Annotated in this window: 28 protein-coding genes and 1 riboswitch; of the genes, 21 read left to right on the top strand and 7 right to left on the bottom strand. The window is 34.2% G+C overall.

Going from position 1 to position 25,349, the window contains the following annotated elements; all coding sequences use genetic code 11:
• Positions 1 to 32: 32 nt before the first annotated feature.
• From STERM_RS10110 to glpK, 5 genes are all read left to right on the top strand, one after another.
• Positions 33 to 815, top strand: a complete 783-nt coding sequence (locus STERM_RS10110; protein WP_012861504.1) for a nucleotidyltransferase domain-containing protein — start codon at positions 33 to 35, stop codon at positions 813 to 815.
• A gap of 399 nt (positions 816 to 1,214) precedes the next feature.
• Positions 1,215 to 2,204: a dihydroxyacetone kinase subunit DhaK gene (gene dhaK / locus STERM_RS10115; RefSeq protein WP_012861505.1), complete on the top strand. Its 990-nt coding sequence runs from the start codon at positions 1,215 to 1,217 to the stop codon at positions 2,202 to 2,204.
• A gap of 10 nt (positions 2,205 to 2,214) precedes the next feature.
• Positions 2,215 to 2,853 (top strand): dihydroxyacetone kinase subunit DhaL, encoded by a 639-nt coding sequence (dhaL, locus tag STERM_RS10120; RefSeq protein WP_012861506.1) that lies wholly within the window; start codon positions 2,215 to 2,217, stop codon positions 2,851 to 2,853.
• A gap of 9 nt (positions 2,854 to 2,862) precedes the next feature.
• Positions 2,863 to 3,252, top strand: a complete 390-nt coding sequence (dhaM, locus tag STERM_RS10125; protein WP_012861507.1) for a dihydroxyacetone kinase phosphoryl donor subunit DhaM — start codon at positions 2,863 to 2,865, stop codon at positions 3,250 to 3,252.
• Between the two features lie 17 nt (positions 3,253 to 3,269).
• Positions 3,270 to 4,793, top strand: a complete 1,524-nt coding sequence (gene glpK, locus STERM_RS10130) for a glycerol kinase GlpK (RefSeq protein ID WP_012861508.1) — start codon at positions 3,270 to 3,272, stop codon at positions 4,791 to 4,793.
• Between the two features lie 112 nt (positions 4,794 to 4,905).
• Here glpK and STERM_RS10135 read toward each other — a convergent pair whose 3' ends face one another.
• The 3 genes from STERM_RS10135 to STERM_RS10145 all read right to left on the bottom strand — a co-directional run bounded on the left by STERM_RS10135 (position 4,906) and on the right by STERM_RS10145 (position 6,110).
• A complete protein-coding gene (locus tag STERM_RS10135; protein WP_012861509.1) occupies positions 4,906 to 5,286 on the bottom strand; it encodes a hypothetical protein in 381 nt (126 codons plus the stop codon).
• Positions 5,287 to 5,363: 77 nt separating this feature from the next.
• Positions 5,364 to 5,765 carry a contact-dependent growth inhibition system immunity protein gene (locus STERM_RS10140; protein WP_012861510.1) on the bottom strand — a complete coding sequence of 134 codons (402 nt, stop codon included), beginning with the start codon at positions 5,763 to 5,765 and terminating at the stop codon, positions 5,364 to 5,366.
• Positions 5,766 to 5,879: 114 nt separating this feature from the next.
• Positions 5,880 to 6,110 (bottom strand): DUF2188 domain-containing protein, encoded by a 231-nt coding sequence (locus tag STERM_RS10145; protein WP_211205126.1) that lies wholly within the window; start codon positions 6,108 to 6,110, stop codon positions 5,880 to 5,882.
• Between the two features lie 196 nt (positions 6,111 to 6,306).
• A riboswitch (TPP riboswitch) is annotated at positions 6,307 to 6,393 on the top strand.
• A gap of 54 nt (positions 6,394 to 6,447) precedes the next feature.
• Between STERM_RS10145 and STERM_RS10150 the strand changes: the two genes are divergently transcribed.
• Genes STERM_RS10150 through STERM_RS10170 form a run of 5 tightly spaced genes read left to right on the top strand, consistent with a single transcriptional unit; the run spans position 6,448 to position 10,023 of the window.
• Positions 6,448 to 6,735, top strand: coding sequence for a thiamine-binding protein (locus STERM_RS10150; protein WP_012861512.1), 288 nt, complete (start codon positions 6,448 to 6,450; stop codon positions 6,733 to 6,735).
• Positions 6,707 to 7,471, top strand: coding sequence for an ABC transporter permease (locus STERM_RS10155; RefSeq protein WP_012861513.1), 765 nt, complete (start codon positions 6,707 to 6,709; stop codon positions 7,469 to 7,471). The genes STERM_RS10150 and STERM_RS10155 overlap by 29 nt, the downstream gene beginning before the upstream one ends.
• Positions 7,472 to 7,487: 16 nt before the next feature.
• A complete protein-coding gene (locus STERM_RS10160; RefSeq protein WP_012861514.1) occupies positions 7,488 to 8,471 on the top strand; it encodes an ABC transporter substrate-binding protein in 984 nt (327 codons plus the stop codon).
• 21 nt (positions 8,472 to 8,492) lie between these two features.
• A complete protein-coding gene (locus STERM_RS10165; protein ID WP_012861515.1) occupies positions 8,493 to 9,227 on the top strand; it encodes an ABC transporter ATP-binding protein in 735 nt (244 codons plus the stop codon).
• Between the two features lie 37 nt (positions 9,228 to 9,264).
• The gene (locus STERM_RS10170; RefSeq protein WP_012861516.1) at positions 9,265 to 10,023 is read left to right on the top strand and encodes a TatD family hydrolase; all 759 of its coding nucleotides are present in this window, start codon (positions 9,265 to 9,267) and stop codon (positions 10,021 to 10,023) included.
• Between the two features lie 267 nt (positions 10,024 to 10,290).
• Here the strand turns inward: STERM_RS10170 and STERM_RS10175 are convergent, their stop codons facing one another.
• Positions 10,291 to 12,051, bottom strand: coding sequence for an ABC1 kinase family protein (locus STERM_RS10175; RefSeq protein ID WP_012861517.1), 1,761 nt, complete (start codon positions 12,049 to 12,051; stop codon positions 10,291 to 10,293).
• A 381-nt stretch (positions 12,052 to 12,432) separates the two neighbouring features.
• Between STERM_RS10175 and STERM_RS10180 the strand changes: the two genes are divergently transcribed.
• The 9 genes from STERM_RS10180 (at position 12,433) to STERM_RS22815 (ending at position 20,960) form a co-directional block, all read left to right on the top strand.
• The gene (locus STERM_RS10180; protein ID WP_012861518.1) at positions 12,433 to 13,140 is read left to right on the top strand and encodes a DUF4253 domain-containing protein; all 708 of its coding nucleotides are present in this window, start codon (positions 12,433 to 12,435) and stop codon (positions 13,138 to 13,140) included.
• A gap of 163 nt (positions 13,141 to 13,303) precedes the next feature.
• Positions 13,304 to 14,515, top strand: a complete 1,212-nt coding sequence (locus tag STERM_RS10185) for an L-serine ammonia-lyase (RefSeq protein WP_012861519.1) — start codon at positions 13,304 to 13,306, stop codon at positions 14,513 to 14,515.
• 23 nt (positions 14,516 to 14,538) lie between these two features.
• Positions 14,539 to 15,783, top strand: coding sequence for a TolC family protein (locus tag STERM_RS10190; RefSeq protein WP_012861520.1), 1,245 nt, complete (start codon positions 14,539 to 14,541; stop codon positions 15,781 to 15,783).
• Positions 15,784 to 15,796: 13 nt separating this feature from the next.
• A complete protein-coding gene (locus tag STERM_RS10195; RefSeq protein WP_012861521.1) occupies positions 15,797 to 16,936 on the top strand; it encodes an efflux RND transporter periplasmic adaptor subunit in 1,140 nt (379 codons plus the stop codon).
• 24 nt (positions 16,937 to 16,960) lie between these two features.
• Complete coding sequence (locus tag STERM_RS10200) at positions 16,961 to 17,647, top strand: ABC transporter ATP-binding protein (protein WP_012861522.1); 687 nt, start codon at positions 16,961 to 16,963, stop codon at positions 17,645 to 17,647.
• A complete protein-coding gene (locus STERM_RS10205) occupies positions 17,644 to 18,861 on the top strand; it encodes an ABC transporter permease (RefSeq protein ID WP_012861523.1) in 1,218 nt (405 codons plus the stop codon). Before STERM_RS10200 ends, STERM_RS10205 begins: the two co-directional genes overlap by 4 nt.
• Positions 18,862 to 19,002: 141 nt before the next feature.
• Positions 19,003 to 20,001: a Gfo/Idh/MocA family protein gene (locus tag STERM_RS10210; RefSeq protein WP_012861524.1), complete on the top strand. Its 999-nt coding sequence runs from the start codon at positions 19,003 to 19,005 to the stop codon at positions 19,999 to 20,001.
• Between the two features lie 61 nt (positions 20,002 to 20,062).
• Entirely contained in the window at positions 20,063 to 20,329 is a 267-nt protein-coding gene (locus STERM_RS10215) for a zinc ribbon domain-containing protein (protein WP_012861525.1), read from the top strand.
• Positions 20,330 to 20,789: 460 nt separating this feature from the next.
• Entirely contained in the window at positions 20,790 to 20,960 is a 171-nt protein-coding gene (locus STERM_RS22815) for a zinc ribbon domain-containing protein (protein WP_081439619.1), read from the top strand.
• Positions 20,961 to 21,097: 137 nt separating this feature from the next.
• Here STERM_RS22815 and STERM_RS10220 read toward each other — a convergent pair whose 3' ends face one another.
• Entirely contained in the window at positions 21,098 to 21,799 is a 702-nt protein-coding gene (locus STERM_RS10220) for a DUF554 domain-containing protein (protein ID WP_012861526.1), read from the bottom strand.
• A gap of 216 nt (positions 21,800 to 22,015) precedes the next feature.
• Between STERM_RS10220 and STERM_RS10225 the strand changes: the two genes are divergently transcribed.
• Both STERM_RS10225 and mnmL read left to right on the top strand, forming a co-directional pair.
• The gene (locus tag STERM_RS10225) at positions 22,016 to 22,894 is read left to right on the top strand and encodes a fumarylacetoacetate hydrolase family protein (protein ID WP_012861527.1); all 879 of its coding nucleotides are present in this window, start codon (positions 22,016 to 22,018) and stop codon (positions 22,892 to 22,894) included.
• Positions 22,895 to 22,912: 18 nt separating this feature from the next.
• Positions 22,913 to 23,863, top strand: a complete 951-nt coding sequence (gene mnmL / locus STERM_RS10230) for a tRNA modification radical SAM protein MnmL/YtqA (protein WP_012861528.1) — start codon at positions 22,913 to 22,915, stop codon at positions 23,861 to 23,863.
• Between the two features lie 41 nt (positions 23,864 to 23,904).
• On the opposite strand, the gene STERM_RS10235 is transcribed toward mnmL, so the two are convergent.
• The gene (locus STERM_RS10235) at positions 23,905 to 24,972 is read right to left on the bottom strand and encodes a hypothetical protein (RefSeq protein ID WP_012861529.1); all 1,068 of its coding nucleotides are present in this window, start codon (positions 24,970 to 24,972) and stop codon (positions 23,905 to 23,907) included.
• Positions 24,973 to 24,986: 14 nt separating this feature from the next.
• Complete coding sequence (gene mgsA / locus STERM_RS10240) at positions 24,987 to 25,349, bottom strand: methylglyoxal synthase (RefSeq protein WP_012861530.1); 363 nt, start codon at positions 25,347 to 25,349, stop codon at positions 24,987 to 24,989.

Consider the following 25,349-nt stretch of genomic DNA (forward strand, 5'->3'; position numbering starts at 1 on the left):
TTTTGCTGGATATTAGGAAGGGAGGGACATTAGTGGATGGATATGTAAGAAATATTATATTAAACGAGCTGAAAGAACTTGAAAAAAAAGAAAATATAAAAATACTTTTTGCTGTGGAATCAGGGAGCAGAGCATGGGGCTTTGAATCTAAAGACAGCGATTATGATGTTCGTTTTGTATACGTAAGACCTCTTGAATGGTATATGTCAATAAGCAAAAGAAAAAATACATTAGAAGTTATGATAAATGAAGATTTGGATTTCGCAGGCTGGGATCTGAATAAAGCTGTCGAGCTGCTGGCTAAAAGCAACCCGCCTTTGGGGGAATGGCTGAATTCCAGTATTGTTTATACAGAAAAGGATAATATTATTGCTGAGTTTGATAAGCTTTTTGATAAATATCTCAGAGAAAACGCCTTAGTGTATCATTATTTGAGCATGGCTTCCAAAGATATGGAAACTCTCCGTGAAAAAAGAGAAATAAAACTAAAAAAATATTTTTATATGTTAAGATCATTACTGGCATCAAAATGGGTAATGCTGTATCACGAAAAGCCCCCTATACTTTTGAGCGAGCTTTTGACACTTGTAAAGAATGAAGCAATTCAAAGAGAAGTGGATAAACTTCTGGAAATAAAGAAAGCAGGAGACGAAAGTACTAAGATAGTGGGAAATGAAATAATTAATGAGTTTATTTTTGATACAAAAAAAGAAGTAGAAAAAATGGTGAAAGAAATTCCGAATTCTAAAAATACCGATCTGAAATTTCTGGATAAGTTTTTCCTTGATAAAGTTCTTTATTATGAAAAAATATAATTTTAAGCGGGGTTGTGGTATTAAGCAATTCCGTTTTTTGTTAATTTTTTGAAAACAGAGTATATTTTTTAATAAAATAAGAAAGTCAGTTTTTTAAATTTTAATATACAATTATACTCTTTGCTCCGCAAGAGAAAAAATACATAAAAAACATATTTTGAAGGAAAAAAATATAAAAAAAGCTTTGCCCTAATATTGACAATTAGAAACTTCAAGCTAAAATTAAGTATATGCGTAAAAAAATAAAGTCTTAAAAAAAGAATTTGAGAAATATTTTTTATATCAATTCCTAAATTCTAATATTGACAGTAAATTTTTTTATACAAAAAAATGAAACGTTTTAAAAATTTTAGTTTAATATGAGTTTTATTTCAAAATAAATAATTACAGGAGGGCAGCATGAAAAAATTGATCAACAAGACAGAGAATATTGTGAGAGAAATGCTGGAGGGACTGGCTGAAGCTTATCCGGATATTCTTGAAAAATTACCGGACTTTAATATTATCAAAAGAAAAACTGTAAGCAGCAAGGTAAATCTCGTGAGCGGAGGGGGAAGCGGTCATGAGCCTGCACACGCAGGATACGTAGGGTATGGAATGCTGGACGCGGCAGTAGCCGGGGAAGTATTTACATCACCGACACCGGATCAGGTGCTAGAGGGAATAAAAGCTGTAAAATCAGAAAAAGGAGTGCTTCTTATAATAAAAAATTACAGCGGAGACATTATGAACTTTGAAATGGCAGCAGATATGGCAGAAATGGAAGATATAAAAGTGGAAAAGGTAGTAGTAAATGATGATATAGCGATGGAGGACAGTACATATACCATAGGAAGAAGAGGGGTGGCGGGAACAGTGCTGGTTCACAAGATCAGCGGTGCAGCGGCCGAAGACGGTCTTGAGCTTGATGAAGTAAAAAGAATTGCAGAAAAAACAATAAAAAACGTAAAAACCCTGGGTATGTCTCTGGGACCGTGCACAGTACCTGCAAGCGGCAAAGAAAGCTTTCATCTGGAGGATGATGAAATAGAAATGGGACTGGGAATTCATGGCGAACCCGGTATACATAAGGGAAAATTAAAAACAGCAGATGAACATGTGGAATATATGATGGAAAAACTTCTCTCCGAGCAGAAATTTTCTGAAAATGAAAAGACTGCAGTATTAATAAACGGATTAGGTGCAACACCGCTGATGGAACTTTATATAATAAACAGAAAAGTTTCTGAAATTTTGAAAAATAAAAAAATAGAAATATCAGAAACTATAGTAGGTAATTATATGACTTCTCTTGAAATGCCGGGCTTCTCCATAACATTGCTAAAGCTTGATGAAGAACTGGAAAAATATCTGAAATTTAAGGCCAGAACACCGGCATATAAAAACTGAGGTGAAATGTATGAAAAATGACAGAGTAATAGATATATTAGATGAAATAGCCAAAATAGTAATAGCACATGAAGAGGAGCTTACGGATCTGGACAGGGCAATAGGCGACGGAGACCACGGACTAAATCTGAAAAGAGGATTTGATGCTGTAATGGCAAAAGTGGATTATTTCCGGGAAAATGAAGATAATATGGATTTATCAAAGCTTTTGAATGAAACAGCAATGACTCTGCTGTCAACGGTAGGCGGTGCTTCCGGCCCGCTTTATGCTACGGCACTTATGAAAATGGCAAAGGCTTTTAGGGATAAAAACGAGGGCGATATAGATATTGATGATATAGAGTATGCCGTAAAGGAGGCTGTAGAAGGGATAAAGCAGAGAGGGAATGCTTCAGTCGGTGATAAGACTATGGTAGATACAATTGAACCGTTTTATGCCGCATTCAAAAAGGCCGTACAGGAGGAAAAAAATCTCAAAAACAGCTTTGCAGAAGGACTGGAAGCAGCTGAAAAAGGTATGTTATCAACAAAAGATATTCAGGCGAAACGGGGAAGGGCGAGTTATCTGGGTGAAAGAAGCATAGGAACTGTAGATCCGGGTGCGCGTTCCAGTTATCTTATATTAAAAACAATTTATAATCAAATTTAGGAGGAAAAAATGATAGGTTTAGTAGTAGTAAGTCATAACAGAAAATTAGCAGAGGAAATAATAAATTTTTCAAATGAGATGAAGCAGTTTGATTTTCCGGTAGAAAACGGCGGGGGAACAAGCAGTGAAATATATGGAACAGAACCGCAGATAATTATAGATGCAATAAAGCGTGCGGATAAAGGAGAGGGTGTTCTGATATTTGTGGATTTGGGAAGTTCTATTATGAATACGGAAATGGCTATTGAGATACTTGGCAGTCCGGAAAAATTATATATTGTAGATGCCCCGCTGGTAGAAGGGGTAATATCAGCTGTAGCCGGGAATTTTCCCGGGATATCCGCAGAAGAATTAAAACAGATATCTGAGGAAAGTAAAAACTTTATAAAAATAAAATAATCAGGAGGTTTCATTTTATGAAAAATGTTACTGAAAAGAATTATGTGATAGCTTTAGATCAGGGAACGACAAGTTCAAGAGCTGTTATTTTTGATAAAGATACAAATATAGTAGGAATAGCACAAAGGGAATTCCAGCAGATATACCCTCAGCCGGGCTGGGTCGAGCATGATCCCATGGAAATCTGGGCAACTCAGAGAGCTGTATTAACAGAGGTGAATGCTAAGACCGGGATTCCTCTTGATGAAATAGCTGCAATAGGTATAACAAACCAGAGAGAAACAGTAATAGTATGGGATAAAGAAACAGGGGAACCGGTTTATAATGCGATAGTATGGCAGTGCAGAAGAACTGCCGATATGTGTGAGGAACTGAAAAAAAGAGGACTTGAGGAATATGTAAAAGAAAATACAGGTTTAATAATAGATGCTTATTTTTCAGGAACAAAAATCAAGTGGATTCTTGATAACGTTCCCTGGGCAAGGGAAAGGGCAGACAGCGGACAGCTTCTCTGCGGTACGGTAGATACGTGGCTTGTATGGAAGCTTACCGGAGGAAAGGTTCATGTGACTGATTATACAAATGCGTCAAGAACGATGCTTTTCAATATAAAAACTCTGGAATGGGATGATAAACTGCTGAAAGAGCTGGGAATACCAAAATCAATGCTGCCTGAGGTAAAAAATTCCAGTGAGATATATGGCGAAACATCTCTCGGAGGCGGAGGAAATACAACAACAGTTGTTCCTATTGCCGGAATTTCCGGAGATCAGCAGGCAGCTCTTTTCGGACAGGCCTGTTTTGTAAAAGGTGATACAAAGAGTACGTACGGAACAGGATGTTTTATGCTGATGAATATAGGGCATGAATTTATAAGATCTAAAAATGGTCTGCTTACTACAATTGCAATCGGACTTGACGGAAAAGTAGAATATGCTTTTGAAGGAAGTATATTTGTGGCAGGTGCAGTTGTTCAGTGGCTGAGAGATGAGATGAGACTTATAGCTGATTCGGCAGATACAGAATATTTCGCAAAAAAGGTAGAAGATAACGGAGGAGTATATGTAGTACCGGCTTTTGTAGGACTGGGGGCACCATATTGGGATATGTATGCAAGAGGCGGTATACTGGGACTGACAAGAGGATCAAATGCAAATCATATAATCAGAGCCGCTCTTGAATCAATAGCTTACCAGACAAAAGATCTTCTTGAGGCTATGCAGGATGATTCTGGTCTTATTCTTACAAAGCTCAAGGTAGACGGAGGAGCTGTAAGAAATGAGTTTCTTCTGCAGTTTCTTGCGGATATAATAGGTGAAACAGTATTAAAGCCTGAAATAACAGAAACAACAGCATTGGGAGCTGCTTATCTTGCCGGTATGGCTGTGGGCTTCTGGAAAGATAAAGATGATATAAAGAAACACTGGAAATTAAATAAAGAATTTAAATCTGAGCTGGACAGGGAAAAACGCAATAAATATTACAAAGGATGGAAAAAAGCCGTAGAAAGAGTAAGGAACTGGGAAAGAGAAGACAGCTGAAAGAATAAAAATACTTTTTGATTATTTCAGGGTTTATGAAGTAAAAAAACAGAAAATATATATATTTTCTGTTTTTTTTATGGATTTTAAAATAAATATCCGTATATATAAATCAGTCAATATTATAATATTCTTTTTTTACAAATACTAATCCTGCAATGTAAAAAATCAAAATTATAATATTAAATAAAAAATGTAATATAATACTTGAGAGCTGAAGAAATATTCTGATACTGTCAGGTATGATAAATGCAAATACAAGAGGAGCCAAAAATAAAACAGAAGCAGCAATGTGGACAGCACTGGTAAGAATCATTATTTTCAATCCCTGAGGCGGGGCTTCTTCATATGGAAGCTTTGACTTTGCTGCAAGTGCAAATGTAAGAACAGCAGCAGAGGGGATAAAAGAAAACATAAATATAAGTATGCAGGATGCTATTCCTGAAACAAATAATATGGAATATGTAAATTTGAGGTTATTATTGTCACGCATGAGACGCTCCTTTAAATATAGTAATTTATTAATATTACTTTGTTAATGAAATTTTTTCAAAAACAGAAATTTTTACTTTACTTGGTAAATAATTTTTTCCATTTTGGCAGAATTTTTTTTGAATATGTTTTGTAATCTTCTTCAAGATTGAACATAACATCGGATAAACGCTGGAAAAGAGCATAGTTTTTGTCCCAATAATCAGATTCTATACCCAATACGGCATATAACAGATCGCCGTTATAAAAATCACCGCTGCAGAAGTAATTATTTTCAAGGAACTCCAACGCAAGCGGAACAAGATATTTCAGCCCTATTTTCTGACCGACAAGCATTCTTATATTTTCTATGCTAAGATCTTTTAAAGGAATTTTGCGTAATCTGTGGCAGTTTGTGATAAGAGCCGAATTGTATTCCGGTTTCTTCCAAACGCAGTTTTGAAGTTCTTCCAATGAACTGTTCATATAATCATTTTTCAAAATACTTACCTCTTTTAAATATGTTAGTAAACTAAAAGGGATGTATCAAAAGAAACTTTGATACAATCCCCCAATGTAAATTCACCACAGAGAAGTGCTTAAATCTTCAGGAGATTACTGCGGTTCTTTCATGTAATCGTATTTCTTACAGATTTCACCATCTTCATCATGAATAATGAGTTTCGACTTTTCATATGTTGATATTTCTTTTGCGTAGCTTACAGCTTCTTCCTGTGAATCAAAAACTTTTGTAGCCTGCATATTTCCGTCACCCTTAACCTGCCATTCTTCGTCCTCAAGAATAACATGCTGGTTTATACCCATGAATTTAACATCTCCTTTCAAAAAGATTCAGCAGAAAATGAAATTACCTGCTAATATTAGTATAGCATAAGAGAGAAAAAATAGAAAGACGGTAAAAGTCCAAAGGGATAATAATCAGACCGGCAACTTCGAAGAGCTTAGTTTTCAGCTATGAAATAAAACCTACAGGTATAAAATTATATAAAAATATTGCTATTATTGCTAAAATGTTATATACTAAAATCAACACGGGTGCTTAATGCTGAGAAATACCGTTTAACCTGCTCTAGATAATGCTAGCGAAGGGAGTTAACAATACAGATATTTCTTAGTAGACCTTGTGAAGGTCTTTTTTTTATAAATTTTTCAGGAGGTAAAAATGTTGGTTAATTTAAGTTTACAGGTAATTCCTACAGTAAAAGAAGAGGATATTTATTATGTGGTGGACAGAGTCATTGACAGGATAGCAGAGTCAGGTCTGAAATATGAAGTAGGTCCTATGGAAACAACAATAGAAGGAGAGCTTGCAGATTTACTTGAGATAGTCAAAGATGCACAGGAAATATGTGTAAAATATGGCGCAAGCAGGGTATGTTCGGTAGTGAAAATTGATTATAAACCTGAAGGAGTTACTATAGATGAAAAAATCGGAAAATACAGGAAGTAAATTTCAGTCAGTATTATTTTTTCTGATACTAATTTTATTAATACAGATTATAACAGTAAAATTCGATATTCCAAAATATATATTTCCCTCACCGTCAGATGTTATAAGTGTTTTGTGGAATGATAAATCCGTTTTGGGAGAACATGCGCTGATTACATTTGGTGAAGCACTGGCAGGATTCATAGCAGCAGTTATATCAGGAATAATATTAGGCGGACTTCTGGGATATTTCAGGCTTCTGAGAAATATACTTTACCCGCTTATTCTTATATCGCAGATGGTTCCTCTTATTGCTGTGGCACCTGTTATTTTAATATGGTTCGGCTTCGGGATAATGCCGAAGATACTGATAGTGCTTACAGTATGCATTTTTCCGTGTATTTTGTCTTTTCTGGACGGATTGGATAATATAGATAACGAGCTGATAAGTCTTATGAAAACAATGAAGGCAAATGAAATACAGATTTTTTTTAAGCTGAAGCTTCCGGCGAGCCTGCAAAGTCTCCTTTCGGGACTAAAAATAAGTGCCGTATATAGTATAATGGGAGCAGTTATAGGTGAATGGCTCGGTGCGGAAAAAGGATTGGGGATTTATATGACAAGAGCAATAAGCTCTTTTAGAACAGATGCTTTGTTTGCTTCGATATTTTTGATAATAATACTTAGTCTTGCTGTATTTAAGGCTACGGAATATGCAGAGAAAAAGCTGATTCCATGGAAAAATAACAAAATTTAGATATAGGCGGTAAAAAATGAAAAAAATTTTAATTCTGATATTTTTAACAATACTCGCAGTATCATGTAAAGATAGTGCTAAAAATGCAAAGGGCGGGGAGAAAATAAAAATTACAGTAGTTCTGGACTGGACTCCGAATACAAACCATACCGGCATTTATGTGGCTAAGGATCTTGGTTATTATGAGGAAGAAGGACTTGATGTTACAATAATACAGCCCGGAAACGGAACTTCCGACCAGCTGGTGGCATCTGGCAAGGCACAGTTCGGAATATCGTATCAGGAAAGTGTTACATTGGCAAGGCTTCAGGATATTCCTGTTGTTTCAATTGCCGCAGTTATACAGCATAATACAAGCGGTTTTTATGCAAAGGAAGATAAAGGAATAAAAACACCCAGAGATTTTGAAAATAAGAGATACGGAGGATGGGGTTCTCCTATAGAAAAAGCCACGTTAAAAGCTCTTATGGATAAAGACGGGGGAGATGTGGAAAAAGTAAAAATCATAACATCAGGTGATACGGATTTTTTTGCATCAAGTGAGAACAGTATAGATTTTGCATGGGGATTTGAAGCGTGGACAGGAATGGAAGCCAAGGTAAGAAATATTCCCGTAAATTATATAAAGCTCAGTGATTATAATAAAAATCTTGATTATTATACTCCTGTAATTATAACTAATGAAAAAATGATTTCACAAAATTCTGATATTGTGAAAAAATTTATGCAGGCTACTAAAAAAGGTTATCAGTACTCATGGGAAAATCCGGATCAAGCTGCCAATATCCTTTTGAAAAGTGCTCCTGAACTAAATAAAGATCTGGTAATGGAAAGCCAGAAATTTCTTGCAAAAGAGTATAAATCAGATGCAGCATATTGGGGAGAACAGAAACCGGAAGTATGGGAAAATTATATGAACTGGCTGTATGATAATAAATTAATTGATAAAAAGACTGATATATTAAAGGCATTTACCAATGATTTTGTAAAAGAACAATAAAACAGAGGATAAGGGAGTAAAATGAAAATTTCGCTGAATAATATCGGACAAATATATGACGGAAAAAAGGTTCTTTCTGATATTTCATTTGATGTAAATGAAAGTGAGTTTATCACATTAATAGGACCGAGCGGGTGCGGTAAGAGTACGATTTTCAAGATAATAACGGGATTGGAAAAAAACTATACAGGTAATGTAATAATAGATGGAACTGATATAGAGAAATATCAGGGAAAGCTTGCCTATATGCCGCAGAATGACCTTCTGCTGGATTGGAGAACATTATATAAAAATGCTGTCCTTCCCATGGAAATAGAAAAAACAGATAAAAAAACCATGAATGAAAGAATAAAAAAACTTCTTCCCGAATTTAAGCTTTCCGGAGAAGAGGGGAAATATCCCTATGAGTTAAGCGGCGGTATGAAAAAAAGGACGGCACTTCTCAGAACCTTTTTGGTAGACAGTGATATAATGCTGCTTGATGAGCCATTTGGTGCACTAGATGCAATAACACGAAGCGAGATGCAGCAGTTTCTGCTTGAAGTCTGCGAAAAGCATAGACATACTGTTTTATTTATTACACATGATATAGATGAAGCAGTGTATCTTTCAGACAGAATAATAGTTCTCGGCAAGAATCCGGCAGTGATAAAAGGAGAAATCAAGATACAGATATCAAAGCCGAGAAATACAGATGTCCTTTTGGAAAGAGAATTTTTGGAATATAAGAAAAAAATAATGGATATGCTGGTGTAATATTGTAAGCAAAAAAATCAGAAAGCAGGAATTTATTTTGAATATAGATGTACATTGTCATTTTGAACAGCTGCCTGCCGAGCTGCGTGAAAAAGAGATAAGAAGAAATATTGTGGCAGGCGTGGCTGTAGACTATAAAAGCGGGGAAATTCTTTTAGAATATAAAAAAATATATCCGAATCTCATGGTTTGTCTGGGAATACATCCTGAATATCCGGAGAAGTACGGTGATTATGAGCTGGTAGAAAAACAGATCAGGGAAAATGTCTCAGAAATATCGGCAATAGGCGAGATAGGTCTTCCGTATTTTAATCTTTTGGAAATAGAAGATATGGAAAAGAAAGCTGATATTTTAAAAAAGGCTGAAATCATTTTCGAAAGATTTCTGAAACTGGCAGCAGAGCTTGATCTTCCGGTTAATCTTCACTGTATAGAGGACAGTGGGGAATATGCAATAAGGGAGCTGGAAAAATATAAGATAAAGAAAGCTTTATTTCACTGGTTTGAGGGTGATCTGTCTGCTCTTGAAAAGATAAAAGGAAACGGATGGAATATCTCTGTATCTCCGGATGTAATTTATAATAAAGAGTATGAAAAATTTGTGAGAAATATTCCGTTGGAGATTATCACGCTGGAAAGTGACGGGCCTTGGGAATACGGAGGAGAGATTGGTATTCCTTCAATGACTGAGAAAACAGCAGATTTTTTAACAAAGATTTATTCGAAAAGCAAAGAGGAAATCTTGGAGATTGCCAATAGAAATGCATGTGTTTTATTTAATATAAAAAATGACTGATTGTATTTTAATAATAAAAAATATAAACGAAGTTTTTTATTTTTTGCTTTAATTTCAAAACTATACCTTACTTAACAGGTATAGTTTTTTTGTATATCGTTTCAAAATTCTGTAATAAAGATTTATTGCCGGCTGTAAAAACAGATACTGAATAAAAAAAGAAATCAAGGAAATCAAAACTAAAAAGTCAGAATTTCAATAATTTCTTTCCGGTAATATATCATTGTCATATAATTAAGTACTATCAATATCTATAGTGAAAGTATGTTATTTATATTTATTTCTGAAAAGAGAAATAATAAGAATTACAGTAAAGATAGCTGCTACAATGTAGCCGATAATACCGATAATAGACATTATGCTTTGTGTTTCACTCTGCTTTCCTGAATCAGCAAGTATCGAGGATCCTACAATGAGAGCAAACAAGAGCATTCCTATTACTATTTTATTGGTAATATAATCCAGCTGGTCAAACATCTTTTCGAGCTTGTTATGATTATGCTCTACTTTTACCTCAAGAGTGCCGTCTTTTAGCTTATCCAGAACATCAGCCAGTTTTACGGGGATTTTAGGGGTAACTTTTCCTAAATCATACAGGCTTTTCAGATAATCCTTAAGTTCTTTAACAGGATTGAATTTATTGGCCATATATTTTTCCATGTAAGGACCCAGGGCAGATATCAGAGTGATTTCAGGATCCAGAGTTTCTACCACACCTACTATATTCAGAAGCCCTCTCATAAACATTGTTACTTCCTCAGGCAGACTCAGGTTATTTTCTGCACATATAGCAGTAAGTTTGGCAATAACAATATGAAATTTCATATCTTTCAGGGAAACTCCATCTATATATGTATAATAAAAATCTTTTATTTCAGTGTTAAGCTTGTCCCTGTCTACCTTTCCCCGCTTTATACACAGCTTTAGTACAGCATTTGTCATTTCTTCCGTATCCTCGATATATATGGAATAAAGGAGATCATTAAGTCTTTTCAGCGTACTGTCGCTCATAACACCCATCATACCGAAATCAAGAAATGTAATTTTCCCGTTACGTACAACAATATTTCCCGGATGTGGATCAGCATGAAAAAATCCGTCTTCAAAAGCCTGCTTCATATAGTTGTTAACCAGATTTTGAGCAATTTTTTTAATATCATAATTTTGTGCCTTAAGGTCATCAATGTCAGTTATTTTTATTCCGGTAACAAAGTCCATAACAAGGATATTTTCTTTTGCATATTCCGGGTATTCTCTCAAACAGTCCATATAATCAAGATCACTGTTATTTTTGTAGAATAAATGTATATTTTTGGCTTCCACGGTAAAATCCAGTTCATTTTCGCAGGATTTTTTCAATTCTTTTATAAGAGCAGCAGGATCCATAATTTTACTTGTAGGAGCTATTTTGAAAAAAGGCAGAGCCTTTTCAAAAAGTGAGATATCATTAAGCATCATACTTTTTATTCCTGCATGCTGAATTTTTACAGCTACTTTGGTTCCGTCTTTCAGTGTGGCAGCATGTACCTGTGCCATTGATGCAGAAGCAACAGGGATCTCTTCGATGGTATTGAAAATATTATTTACAGGGACTCCGAAGCTGCTTTCGATAATAGATTTAACCACGAAAAAATCATCTGTTTTTACATTATCCTGAAGCATTTTAAATTCATCGGCGAGAGCATCCGAAACGAGGTCGGGACGTGTAGAAAGCATCTGTCCCATTTTGATAAATGTAGGACCCAGTTCTTCGAAAGCATCTTTTATTCTTTCGGGATGCTTTGAGGTGATAAGGCTTTCTATTGCTTTATGTTTTCCGAGTATGGTTATGATTTGTCTCAAACGTTCCTTGTCGCTTATTTCGGAATTATCCGTAAAATTATTTATATTATTATCGCATAAATTTTCGTCAGAAAAACTGTCTTCTTTATTACCGGCATTTTCAGGCTGCATATCAACATTTTCTGTAATTACCGAATCAGGCAGATCATTTTGATCAATCTCTTTATTATCAGTCTTTTCACTCATAAAATCCTCCTTCTGTTATATTAATATATAATATCTGTTCAATTATAACATATAATACTGTTCTTTAAAACAAAATAATAACCTGCATATAAATGAAAATTATATTTAAAAAAATAAAAAAATTAAATAAAAAAATAAAAAATTCACACATTTGACACATTGGATGGTTATACTAAAAGCGTCAGATGAAAAATCCTGAAAATATTTATATACACTGCCTGTGAACCATTCTGTGAAAAATTTATAAGTTGTTATTTTATTATAAATAAAGTATAATTTGCTTATATAGTTTTTTATTACAGCAGTTTTGTTTATTGATACGCAGTGAAAGCTGATTACATATAAAGGTCAAAAAACAGCTGTTTAAGGAAGGTTGCTTAAATGAAAAAAAGTACAGAAGATATAGTAAATATACTGAATTATAAATATGAAGTCTTTGAAAGCTCAGTAAGAGAGATCATAGAGAACAGATATTCGGAATTATACAAAGAGGGAAAGAAAAAAGGATTTTATCCTTTGATAGTAGTGCCTTCCGATGTTCTGTATGATGCACTGTCAGTGAATCTGGAATTAAGCAGTACAAAAGAATTTATTAAGTTTTCAGAAGATATAGATGTAGAAAAATTTTTTAATTCCAAAAGAAGTTATTATGATTTTATGCAGGAGTATCAGGTTCCGCTGGGTGACTTTTCATTGGAAACGGCAAATGATTATCTTAATGAGTACATAGACTCGGACACTTCACATCCTTTTGAGGAAATACTTATATTAGAAATACCTACAAGAAAGCCTTGGGAAATTCCTGGTTATATACCAATGGGTGGTTATAACGAATGTCCAGCACCTGACACTCAGATAGCCGTATCAGAATATTGGTACAGAAACTACAGGGCTATTCCCACAGTAATAACAGCAAACAGTATAGAATTTATGGCAGAGGCACCTCCGCAAAATTTTCAGGATGCGGAAAAACTGGCTTACGAGCAATATTTGTTCTGCAATGAGGTAGTAAGCGACGGTGCAGGGTCACTGCGCAAACTGGCATCTATATTAAAGGATTCTACCGTATGGAGTTTTTGGTGGGAATAGCAATTATTCCGAAAAATATTACAGGTGGCAGATTTTTCCGTTTTCTTTTTTTATTTATGAGAATTTTATTTTTGTATACAAAAATAATGAAAAAATGGTAAAATAAAACAGATAAGTTAATAAAAAAATATTGATCATAGAAAGGAGACATAAATTCATACATATGGAATCATTAAGAGAATTATATAAAACAGGTTACGGACCTTCAAGCAGTCATACAATGGGTCCGCAAAAGGCTGCGGAAACATTTAGAAAAAGAAATTTTGATGCTGCTTCTTATGAGGTAGAGCTGTATGGAAGTCTTGCTGCAACAGGAAAAGGACATTTGACAGATTATATCATATTAAAAACACTTGGTGAAAACTGTAACATAGTATTTAAACCGGAGATAATAAAGGAAAAACATACTAATGCAATGAAATTCACAGCTTATGACAATAACGGCAAAATAACCGGAGAAACTTTGTTTTATTCTGTAGGCGGCGGAAAGATAACTGAAGAAGGCGAAGCTGACACAGATCAAAAAGAGGTGTATAAAGAGAAGAACTTCAAGGAAATCATGAAGTGGTGCAGAGATAACGGGAAAGATCTTACAGAATATGTCGAATTTAATGAAGGCAGAGAGATATGGGATTATCTCAGAGATATACTTAAAGTAATGGACGAAGCTGTAGAAAGAGGACTTAAGGCTGAAGGACTTCTGCCGGGAAAATTAAAGCTCGCAAGAAAAGCCAAAAGCTATTATGAAAAATTCAGAAAATCCGGATTTCAGGACAGACTGGAAGGAAGGGTCTATTCATATGCACTTGCTGTTTCGGAGGAAAATGCCGCGGCAGGTAAAGTCGTAACCGCTCCCACATGCGGAGCCTGCGGAATTATACCTGCACTTTTGAAGGCCTACAAGGTAACCAAAGATCTCACTGAGGACGAACTCGTAAAGGCATTGGCCGTAGCAGGAATTCTCGGGAATGTGGTGAAAAAAAATGCTTCTATTTCCGGAGCAGAGGTCGGATGTCAGGGTGAAATAGGAGTTGCCTGTTCAATGGGAGCCGGAATGGTAGCATATATATTGAACGGAACTTTGGATCAGATAGAATATGCTGCGGAGATCGGGCTTGAACATTGTCTGGGTATGACCTGCGATCCTATAGAAGGATATGTTCAGGTTCCGTGTATAGAGAGAAATGCAATATATTCCGCTAAAGCAATAGACTGTGCATATTACAGCCTTATGTCCGACGGTGAACACCTTGTTTCATTTGACGAAATAACTGAAACTATGATGGAAACAGGAAAGGACCTGCGTTCGGAATATAAGGAAACTTCACTTGCGGGACTGGCCAAGGTAAAATTAGATAAGCTATTGAAGAAATAAAAAAACTAAGGAGTAGTAGAAAAGTGAAAAATACAAAAATAAAACTTTTATTTTTAATATTAACTAGTATGAATCTGTATTCTATTGACTTAGAGAACGCTATAACACAGCTGGAAAATCAATCCTATACTGCAGAGAAAAATAAACTTAATCTTGATTATTATGAGATCAACAGGGCTTTGATAGATAAAGGCGAATGGAACGGGCTTACTTTAAATGTAGACAATAAATATTATGATACTGTGGGAAAAAGTCATTACGGATTATCCACACAGGCAGAATACGGGATTTTTAATTACAGATTTGACTATGATACTCTTGACAGTAAAGTTATAGAGAACAGAATAGGAATCTCCAAGGACTTGAAAGAGCTTTATTACAGCCAGTATGACTCACAGCGTATTATTAACGATCTGTCTCTGGAATCTCAGAAAGTGACAAACCAGCAGACATTGGAAGCACAGATAATAAATCTTATAGACCTGTATAAAAATTATAAAAACAAAGAAAAAGAGATAGAGGTAGAGGAAAAAACTCTGGTAGTCAAGGAAAGAGACTATAAGATAATAAAAAGAAAATATGAAGTAGGCACAGCGTCTGAGTATGATCATATATCCTCAAGGGTAGAATATGAAAAATCACTGCTCGGCCTGGATAATATGAAAAGAGAGCTTTTGGTTCTTACAGAAAATTTTAAAGTATATAATGTAATTCTTGACGGAAAATTCGATGATATAAGAAAAAGAGATCTGGAAAAAGACGAGTTTTATAATATAGGAGTTACAGATCTGAAAAATATAAAGCTGACTGAAAAGGTAAATGTGGAAAAGCTCAGAAGAGAAAAATACGTAAACAGCATGCCTGAATTAAATGCCGAAATGTCTTATTCATTTGAGAATGATGAAGTAATTGTAGGCCTAGGCGTAAAAAAGACATTATTTAATTATAAAGGTGAATATGAACAGATAAAAAACGAACTAAAGAAAAATCAGGTGGATTATTTAGATACAAAGGCTACCGTGGAGAATAAAATCAAAGAAAATATGATTCAGTATACTACTCTTCAGACCAATGAATTAATAACGCAAAAGGAACTCGAAGTAAGAAAAAAAGATTATGAAGTTTATAATAAAAAATATGAGCTGGGTATGTCTAATTACAGTGATTATCTGGAGCGTCTGAATGCGCTTGATCTTGCTGCAAGAGAATATGAAAAAGCAAAAAACGAGCTTGCAAGTTTTACTTATAAAATAAAATATATGAATTAGGAGTGAGGATAGTTTGAAAAAGAAAATAATAATAGCAGTTTTATTAATAGTAGTGTTACTTTTGGGATTTTTATTCTTCAAATCATCTTCCAAAAAGGATAAAAATGAAGTTACATATGAAGTAGTAAAAGCAGAAAAAGGAGACTTACAGCTTTTTGTGGAAGAAACAGGGCAGGTAAAGTCAAATAATGAAATATCAGTCTATACTTCAAAAAAATTAATGGTTTCCAAAAGATATTTTGAATTAGGGGATACTGTAAAGAAAGGCGATGTAATACTTACATTTGATCCTACTGATAAGAATGCGGCACTTAGAACAATTCAGGAAAAAAAGATAGCCATGGAGCAGAAGCAGAGAGATTACAGCAATACAAACGAACTTCTGAAAGTGGGCGGCGCTCCGAGAGTAGATCTGGAAGATATAAACTACAGTATAAGAACTATGAGACTGGAAATAGCAAGCCTCGAGGAAGATTATCAAAAATATGACGATCAAATAATAAGTCCTGTAGACGGGGTAATAACTGAAATGATAGCCGATGATAACTACAGGGTTAATACAGACAGCCCACTTTTCAAAATTACAAATATAAGGGATCTTTCCATAAAAGTGGATCTTACTGATTATGATGTTAAAAATGTGAAGCTGGGACAGAAGGTACTCATAACATCTGATACACTTCCGGAAGGGGAAATAATTACGGGAAGAGTCGTAGATATAGCAAGTACAGCCACTAAGGATGATTCATATAATGAAAGCCGTGTGGAAATTGAGATAAAAATGGATAATCCGGGGCTTTTGAAGCCGGGAAATATAGTAGATTCGAAGATTCTTTATCTGGATGAACAGAATGTAATAAAGCTGCCTTACACATCAGTGATTAATGAGAATGATAAATATTATGTGTATATAGTGGACAAGGATAATAAAGTAAAAAGAAAAGAAGTTGTTGTAGGTGAAACGGATAATAACTTTTATCATATAAAAAGCGGGATAGAAGTAGGAGAAACTGTAATAAAAGAAGCTGATATGAATCTCAAAGACGGGGATAAAATAAAAATATCCGACAGTAAAGCAAAAAATAATAACAATAAAAAAGGAAGCGGGGGCGGGAATAGAAGATCACCGGGAGCTCCAAGACCACCTATGTAATACAGCATAAGAAAGGATAGTATAATGATAGTTGTTGAAAATCTAAGAAAAGTATATGAGAATGGTCCGCTTTCATTGGAAGTTTTGAAAGGAATAGACCTAAAGGTGGAATCAGAAGAATACGTAGCTCTTATGGGGCCGAGCGGAAGCGGAAAATCAACTTTTATGAATATTCTGGGATGCCTGGATCAGCTCACAAGCGGTAAATATTATCTTGACGGTATAGATATTTCCACAATGACACAGGACGAACTTTCTGCAATAAGAAACCAAAAGCTGGGATTTATATTTCAATCATTTAATCTGCTCCCGAAGCTGTCGTCGCTGGAAAATGTAATACTTCCTGCAATGTATGCCAATATGCCGAAAAAAGAAAGATATGAAAGAGGTGTGGAGGCTCTTACAGCGGTAGGACTTGGTGACAGAGTACATCATAAGCCTAATGAGCTTTCCGGAGGGCAGAGACAAAGAGTGGCAATTGCCCGTTCTATAATAAATACACCTAAGATACTCCTTGCGGATGAGCCTACAGGGAATCTTGATACACGATCAGGTGAAGAAGTACTGGGCATATTTAAACAGCTTAATGATAAAGGTACTACAATAGTAATGGTAACACATGAGGAAGATGTGGCAGAACACTGCAAAAGAATAATAAGACTCAGAGACGGTGTTATAGAAGTGGATGAAGAGGTGAAAAATAGAAGATGAATTTTTTAGAATTGTTAAAAATGGCCTTTTCCAATCTCCTAAGCTATAAAATGAGATCATTTCTGACCATGCTGGGGATAATAATAGGAATAAGTGCGGTAATATTAATGTCGGCAATAGGAGCCGGTGCACAGGATAAGATAGTGGGAGATCTTAATAAATTGGGAATAGGAAACTTTGATGTTTCAATAGATAATTCCATAGATAATATAAAAAACAGAAACAGACTGCAGCAAAAGCATATAGATATGATAACTAACATAAGCGGTGTAGAGTCTGTAGCACCGACAGGAACGGTAAGGCACAGAATAGAAATGTCGTCGGGGTTCGGGAATTTCAGTATAATAACAGGTGTAGTTCCGGCATCCTTTAATATAGAAAATACCCAGCTTTTGAAAGGAAGATATTTTAATTCGGAGGAATACAGAAAAACAGGATATTTTGCCATAGTAGATGATGTCACTACAGCAAGAATATTCGGTGATGAATCACCGCTGGGACAAAAGATAACAATAAGAATCAAAGATTTAGGAAATAAAGATTATGTAATAGTGGGAGTTTCAAAAAATCCTGTGGCAAGTATGACAGGAATTTTTGGAGGAAACAGTCCGAGCTTTATATTGATACCTTATCAGAATTATCAGTATATAAGCAAGCTTGATGAAAAATATTACTCGGGAATAAAAGTAAAAGTTTCAGATCCAAACGAACTGAGCCAGATAATGGATAACACAACAAATATTTTAAATAAGGAATCAGGAATAGCCGGATTATATCGGGCTGTAAACTCAAATACCGGTCTGGAGCAGTTTAACAGTATACTCAGCATGCTGTCGATATTTGTGAGCTTTGTAGCTTCCGTTTCCCTTTTTGTAGGGGGAATAGGGGTAATGAATATCATGCTTGTAAGTGTCACTGAAAGAATCAGGGAAATAGGGCTTAGAAAGGCAATAGGAGCTAAAAATAAGGATATACTTCTTCAGTTTTTGATAGAGTCAATAATTCTTACAGTCTCAGGCGGTGTAATAGGAATTCTTCTTGGAAGTGTTTCAGCGTTTTTAATATCGAATGCACTTGGATTGGTTCTTATTATAAAGGTAAGTATACTTCTGATTTCAATTACAGTTTCTATGTTAATAGGGGTGATTTTCGGGGTATATCCGGCATCAAAAGCATCAAAATTAAATCCTATAGATGCTTTGAGAGTAGATTAATTCCTTGACTCCAAAAGAATTATATGTTTAAATAAAATTGTCAGAAAGCGGAGTCTGGATATTATGAATAGATATTTTTATATATAAAATTCCGGACTGATACTATGCTAAAGTATCAGAAAATATATGAGGTGATGAAAAATGGTAAGATTTGGTATTGTAGGAACAAACTGGATAACTGAAAAACTTATAAATGCCGGAGGAATGCTGGAGAATTTTAAATTAAACGCAGTATATTCAAGAAGCGAGGAAAAAGCTTCAGAATTTGCGGCTAAATATAAGGTAGAGAATATTTTTACAGATTTAAAGGAAATGGCTGAGAGCGGAACAATAGATGCAGTCTATATTGCTTCTCCAAATTCGCTTCATTATGAACAGTCAAAGCTTTTTCTTACGCATAAAATAGCAGTACTATGTGAGAAACCGCTGGCTTCAAATGCTTTTGAAGTAAATGATCTGATAAAAACATCAAAGCAGTATGAAACTCTGGTCATGGAAGCAATGAAGCTTACATTTGTACCAAATTACGAAGCTTTGTTCAAAAATCTTCATAAAATAGGTAAGGTAAGAAGATATATAGGGTCTTACTGTCAATATTCCTCAAGATATGATAAATATAAGAACGGAGAATATACAAATACATTTGATCCTAAATTTTCCAACGGTGCACTTATGGACATAGGTGTCTATCCGCTGTATGCTATAGTGTCAATGTTCGGGAGACCAAATAACGTGATTGCAAGCGGTCTTAAGCTGGAAAGCGGAGTAGACGGTGAGGGTACTCTTATTCTGGAATATGATGATATGCAGGCAAATGTTATTTTTTCAAAAATAACAGACTCTTTTAATCCAAGTGAAATTCAGGGAGAAAATGGTTCCATAATGATAAATCATATTTCTGAAATGAGAGGAGCAAAAATCATATACAGAGATAATACCGAGGAAATACTGACAGAATATCAGGAAGAAAATACAATGGTTTACGAACTGGAGCATTTCATAGAAACATATGAAGCAGGAAAGTCAGAATCACCGGTAAATAATTATGAGCTCACAAAAATAATGGGTGAAATTATGGAAAGTGCAAGAAAACAAATGGGTGTGGTTTATCCGGCAGATACTAAATATGACAATGACTAGTCTTTTTAGTTACCTCTTAAAAAATATAAATTTCTAAAATTAATATTGAAAAGGAGGAAATATGGCAGAAAAAATATGTCAAAGCTGTGCTATGACACTTAATGAGGAGAAATACCACGGAACAAACAATGATGGTTCCAAAAATGAAGATTACTGTATTTTTTGTTTTAAAGACGGTGATTTTACTTATGAAATTACCATGAATGAAATGGTGGACAAAGGGATAGATTTTTTAAAAAGGTTTGGCGGACTAAATGATAAAAACAGAGAAGGTATAAGAGAAATACTGAACATAATGTATTCAGGACTAAAACGCTGGATAGAATAACATAAATAAAAACACTGTGATTGGAAAATTTTAACTCACGGTGTTTTTTTATGGATAGAAAAAAATTTTAAAGTATTGGAGTATTTCAGCTGGGATAGAATAAAACAGGTATTATAAATTATGGAAAAGATAATATTAAAATGATGCTTTTGTTTTATTTTAAATATATCATATTATAAATTAAATGCAGTAATATCAATATAAATATTAGTATATCAGTTTTTTTTCAAATTCTTCAAAAAATAAAACACTAATTTTAAAGGTTTATGTTAGATATTAAATTAATTAATAAAATTAAAATAATAAATTGACTACTTAGAAATAAGAGGGTATAATGATAGAGGATATCTATATTTATGACTTAAAACAGAATAAGAAATTGTGTTATCATCTCTAAGCAAATGTAACGTTTGAAAATGTAACATTCAGCTACAAAAAATATAACAGAAAGGGTGATGATATGATCTGTAAAATTTGTCAGAGCTGCGGTACACCAATTATAGGCACGAGAAAATATGGTACGAATCTGGATAAAACAAAAAACTTTGAATATTGCTCACTTTGTTATACAGATGGCAGACTTTTAAGAAATGTCATTTTAACTAAAAAAGTCAAAATTATAGAAATCTAAAAGAAAAATTTAAGAAATTTGAAGGTAAGCGGGTAGGGGCTGTTCTGGAATTTTCAGAACAGCTCGTTTTTTTGTAATAAAAAATATCATATCAGTTAAATACTGTTTTACATAATATGATATTTCAGTTACATAATTTAGAAATTAAATATCTTTGAAAATAAACTGCAGATTAACGGAAAAATCATCGGAATAAAAATAGCCGGAAGCATATTTGCTATTTTGATTTCTTTTTTAAATAAAATATTTACTCCGATACCAAGAATCATAATACCGCCAAGATAATCAATTTCTTTTACGGCAGTTTCGGTAAGTATTCCTTTCAGCTCTGATGCAAAAATATAAAATATTCCCTGATAAATAAATACGGCAAATGCGGAAAACATTACTCCTATACCGTAAATAGAAGAAAAAATAATAGCACTGACTCCGTCTAAAATAGATTTTATATACAGGATATTATTATCCTTTGACAGACCGCTCTTAATGGAACCTATTATAGCCATGGCACCTACACAGTATAGAATAGTGCTGATAACAAGTCCTTTTCCAAAAGTACTTTCACGGTCTTTTACAAACTTTCTTTCAAGATATTTACTGAATTTTGTAATATTTTTATCTATATTAATTATATTTCCTATGATAGAACCTATTATCAGAAAGACAAGCACTCTTATGTCATTTCCAGCTCCAATGGTTGATTTTATACCGAGAATAATAATAAATAAACCTACACAGTTCATTATCAGCTCATTCAGGTCTTTTTTAAATTTATGTCCTATAAAAGTTCCTACTAGGCTTCCGGCGACTATAGCCAGAAGATTGACGATAACACCTATTTTAAACAGCTCCTTTCTGATTGTATATTTGCTAAAATTTATTATATCATACTTATATGCTGAAAAATAAATATTTGTAATATATAGGAGGCATAAATACAGGATATCTTTATGACTGAAAAAAAGTTTTACGGGATAAGAACAGATATTTTTCTTAACTTCTAACAATAATTATAAAAAAATGATATAATTAAAAAAAATATATGAGGTGGTAAAATGAAATTTATTACATTTTTAGAAAATGCAGAAGAAAAAATAGGAATAATTTCAAAAGACAACAAAAAAGTGATAGATATAAATAAGACTCTGGGGAGTGATTTCTATGATATGACGGAATTTATCTGGAGCAATGAAGAGTACATAGAAAAACTAGTAGATATATATGAAAAGAATGAAAAAAGTCATTATAATCTGGAAGATGTAATGATAATTTCTCCGGTTCCGAGACCGGCAACAGATATTCTATGTGTAGGACTTAATTATTCTGATCATATAAAAGAATCGCAGAGTGTCCAGGATCCTGATAAAAAAATAGAAGTACCGGTATTTTTTACTAAAAGAGTGCTGAAGGCTATCGGTGACGGGGAAATAATATTAAGACATGAAGGAATTACAGAAGAGATAGACTATGAGGCTGAGCTGGGTGTAGTTATGGGAAAAGAAGGAATAAATATACCGGAAGAAGATGCAGATGAATATATTTTCGGCTATACTATAGTGAATGATATTTCAGCAAGAGATTTGCAGAGAAAGCATAATCAGTGGTTTAAGGGGAAGGGTCTTGACAGCCATACATCTATAGGACCCTGCATTGTCTATAAAAAGTATATTGAAAACCCTGAAAACCTAAATATTTCATCAAGAGTAAACGGGGAAACAAGACAAAATTCAAATACCAAAAATCTTATATTTTCTGCGCCGTATCTCATAGAAGAGCTTTCCAAGGGAATGACAATTATACCCGGCGATATAATAGCAACAGGTACTCCTGCCGGCGTAGGCATGGGATTCAAGCCTCCGAAATACCTGAAAAGCGGTGATGTGGTAGAATGTGAGATAGAAAAAATAGGAATTTTAAAAAATATAGTGGAATAAAAGAGAAAAGGAAAACAGATGAATAGGTTTAAATATACTTCGACTAATAAAAGATATCACACGTGGGATTATTATCTGAAAAGTGTATTTGGTGAAAAAGTAGCAAAAGTAAGTCTTGACGGAGGTTTTACATGTCCGAATATAGACGGAACCATAAGCAGGGGAGGCTGTATTTTCTGTTCCAAAAGAGGAAGCGGAGATTTTGCACTGGAAATTACCAGTGAAAACCTAAAGAAACAATTTGAAGCTGCCAAAAACAGTATTAGAAAAAAATGGCCGGGAATAAATAAATATATTGCTTATTTTCAGGCATACTCAAATACATATGCAGATATAAAAATACTCAGAGAGAAGTATGAAACGGTATTATCTCTGAAAAATGTAGTTGGTCTGAGCATAGCAACCAGAGCAGATATATTGGATAAAGAGATTCTGGAATATCTTGGCGAGCTGAATAAAAAGACATTTTTATGGGTGGAGCTCGGGCTTCAGAGCTCTAATGACAAAACAGCACAGCTGATAAACCGCGGACATGATTTCAGGACTTTTATGAAAGCAGCAGAACAGCTGAGGGAAAGAAATATCAGGGTATGTGTTCATATAATAAACGGGCTTCCCGGAGAAACTTATGATGATATGATAAAAACTGTAAAGGATATCTCTGTCCTGGATATTAATGCAGTAAAAATTCATATGCTGTATATACTAAAAGATACACCATTATTTAAACTTTATGAAAAAGAAAAATTCAGTGTTATGAAAAGAGAGGATTACATACAGACAGTGGCAGATCAGATAGAACTCCTTCCGGAAGAAGTAATAGTAGAAAGAGTGACAGGCGACGGAAAAGCGGATGATCTTAAGGCACCTCTGTGGAGTCTGAATAAAATAAGTATTTTGAATGATATAGATAAAGAGCTTGTCAGGAGAAACACATGGCAGGGAATAAAAAGAAATATAGAGGTATAATAAAAAGAGCAGCTCCGAAACTGGAATGCTCTTTTACTATATTATTGAAAAGTTTCATCTCTTTTCAGCTGATAAAAGCTGATAACCTTATTAACTAATTTTACCTGATTCCCGTAAGTATCAGGAGATTTTACATATTTATTTTTATCAAGAGCATCTATGTATTTTTGTAAATCGGATTTAAATACCCCGTTTTTTGAAATATAGTATTTATATGATTTTAGAAAATCATCATTTAATGTATTTGTATCAGAATTAAATACAGGTGTGTCACCTACGCCAAGCATGAGGTTTTCAAAATGAAATACCAGCATTTTGGCAAATTCCTTATTTAATTCTTTATTATCTGAAAGCTTTATATAATGCTCGGCACTAAGTATTCTGTTCACCAGATCATCAAGGGAAATGACTATTTTACTGTTTATCACAGCAGGCTTTCTGATCTCGTTATCAGAATATTTCAGATAATTAACCATATCATCTGATAAGTATTTTTCATATGTAAGAAGCTTGTTATAATTTACTGTGAAGAAAAAGTATCCGTTGCTGTATGTAAGATTCAGATTTCTGTCATAAAGGGATTTTAAGTAACTGCTGAGATCCTGATTATCGGCATCTTTATAATTCTTTATAAGCAGTGTATAATCATTATTATATTTTTTTCCGTCTTCAAGTACTGTTTTACCAAACTTCTTATCCATCAGCTCTTCGTCTTCTATAAAGATATCAGAATCTGAAGGAATGGAATAATAATAATTTTCAAACATTAAAAGCATTTCATCTGCGTTTTTAGGGTCAAGATTTTTTATGTTTTCATCAATATACTGTGAAATTATCAGAAAATCCGAATTTTTCTTAAAAAGATCATTTAATCCTGAAAGGGTTTTATCCTTATAAGTCTTTTCAGACTGTGAAAAAAAATCCTTTTCCTTTATTGTATTCTTTTCTGTAACACCTGTTGTTACAGGAGCAATATCGTTTTTAGTTTCAACAGTACTGCCGAAAGAGCCGCTTTGCTTCAAAAGATTATTCAAATCATTCAGAGAAGAATCGCTGTATACTCCGGTGCAGATACCTGTAAACAGGGCTATAAGTAAAAACTTTTTCATTTTTTCTCCTTGTATTAGTAATTTTTGATAAGCAGCTCAGCTGTGGAAATATTAGTAGCAATAGCAACATTATGTACGTCGCACAGTCTTATCAATGCCTGCACATCAGGCTCATGCGGCTGGCTTGTAAGCGGATCTCTGAAAAACATTACAAATTCCACCTCGTCCTCTGCAATAAGTGCGCCGATCTGCTGATCCCCGCCAAGCGGACCGCTTTTGTAACGCTTTACCGTAAGACCGAGAACCTCACTAATGAGTTTTCCCGTGGTACCTGTACCCACAAGCTCAAATTTACTGAAAATATCAATATTTTTCTTAACAAATTCCAAAAGATTATCTTTCTTTTTATCATGTGCAATAAGTGCAACTTTTTTCAT

Origin of the sequence: Sebaldella termitidis ATCC 33386, assembly GCF_000024405.1 — a bacterium.
GTDB lineage: Bacteria > Fusobacteriota > Fusobacteriia > Fusobacteriales > Leptotrichiaceae > Sebaldella > Sebaldella termitidis.

What these genes read in the sequence shown, in the direction of transcription:
- STERM_RS10185 (WP_012861519.1), top strand. Translation starts at nt 13,304, where the DNA reads ATGGAATCATTAAGAGAATTATATAAAACAGGTTACGGACCTTCAAGC.
- dhaK (WP_012861505.1), top strand. Translation starts at nt 1,215, where the DNA reads ATGAAAAAATTGATCAACAAGACAGAGAATATTGTGAGAGAAATGCTG.
- STERM_RS10210 (WP_012861524.1), top strand. Translation starts at nt 19,003, where the DNA reads ATGGTAAGATTTGGTATTGTAGGAACAAACTGGATAACTGAAAAACTT.
- STERM_RS10205 (WP_012861523.1), top strand. Translation starts at nt 17,644, where the DNA reads ATGAATTTTTTAGAATTGTTAAAAATGGCCTTTTCCAATCTCCTAAGC.
- STERM_RS10150 (WP_012861512.1), top strand. Translation starts at nt 6,448, where the DNA reads ATGTTGGTTAATTTAAGTTTACAGGTAATTCCTACAGTAAAAGAAGAG.
- STERM_RS10160 (WP_012861514.1), top strand. Translation starts at nt 7,488, where the DNA reads ATGAAAAAAATTTTAATTCTGATATTTTTAACAATACTCGCAGTATCA.
- mgsA (WP_012861530.1), bottom strand. Translation starts at nt 25,349, where the DNA reads ATGAAAAAAGTTGCACTTATTGCACATGATAAAAAGAAAGATAATCTT.
- mnmL (WP_012861528.1), top strand. Translation starts at nt 22,913, where the DNA reads ATGAATAGGTTTAAATATACTTCGACTAATAAAAGATATCACACGTGG.
- STERM_RS10175 (WP_012861517.1), bottom strand. Translation starts at nt 12,051, where the DNA reads ATGAGTGAAAAGACTGATAATAAAGAGATTGATCAAAATGATCTGCCT.
- dhaM (WP_012861507.1), top strand. Translation starts at nt 2,863, where the DNA reads ATGATAGGTTTAGTAGTAGTAAGTCATAACAGAAAATTAGCAGAGGAA.
- STERM_RS10135 (WP_012861509.1), bottom strand. Translation starts at nt 5,286, where the DNA reads ATGCGTGACAATAATAACCTCAAATTTACATATTCCATATTATTTGTT.
- STERM_RS10155 (WP_012861513.1), top strand. Translation starts at nt 6,707, where the DNA reads ATGAAAAAATCGGAAAATACAGGAAGTAAATTTCAGTCAGTATTATTT.
- STERM_RS22815 (WP_081439619.1), top strand. Translation starts at nt 20,790, where the DNA reads ATGATCTGTAAAATTTGTCAGAGCTGCGGTACACCAATTATAGGCACG.
- glpK (WP_012861508.1), top strand. Translation starts at nt 3,270, where the DNA reads ATGAAAAATGTTACTGAAAAGAATTATGTGATAGCTTTAGATCAGGGA.
- STERM_RS10165 (WP_012861515.1), top strand. Translation starts at nt 8,493, where the DNA reads ATGAAAATTTCGCTGAATAATATCGGACAAATATATGACGGAAAAAAG.
- dhaL (WP_012861506.1), top strand. Translation starts at nt 2,215, where the DNA reads ATGAAAAATGACAGAGTAATAGATATATTAGATGAAATAGCCAAAATA.
- STERM_RS10225 (WP_012861527.1), top strand. Translation starts at nt 22,016, where the DNA reads ATGAAATTTATTACATTTTTAGAAAATGCAGAAGAAAAAATAGGAATA.
- STERM_RS10215 (WP_012861525.1), top strand. Translation starts at nt 20,063, where the DNA reads ATGGCAGAAAAAATATGTCAAAGCTGTGCTATGACACTTAATGAGGAG.
- STERM_RS10235 (WP_012861529.1), bottom strand. Translation starts at nt 24,972, where the DNA reads ATGAAAAAGTTTTTACTTATAGCCCTGTTTACAGGTATCTGCACCGGA.
- STERM_RS10200 (WP_012861522.1), top strand. Translation starts at nt 16,961, where the DNA reads ATGATAGTTGTTGAAAATCTAAGAAAAGTATATGAGAATGGTCCGCTT.
- STERM_RS10180 (WP_012861518.1), top strand. Translation starts at nt 12,433, where the DNA reads ATGAAAAAAAGTACAGAAGATATAGTAAATATACTGAATTATAAATAT.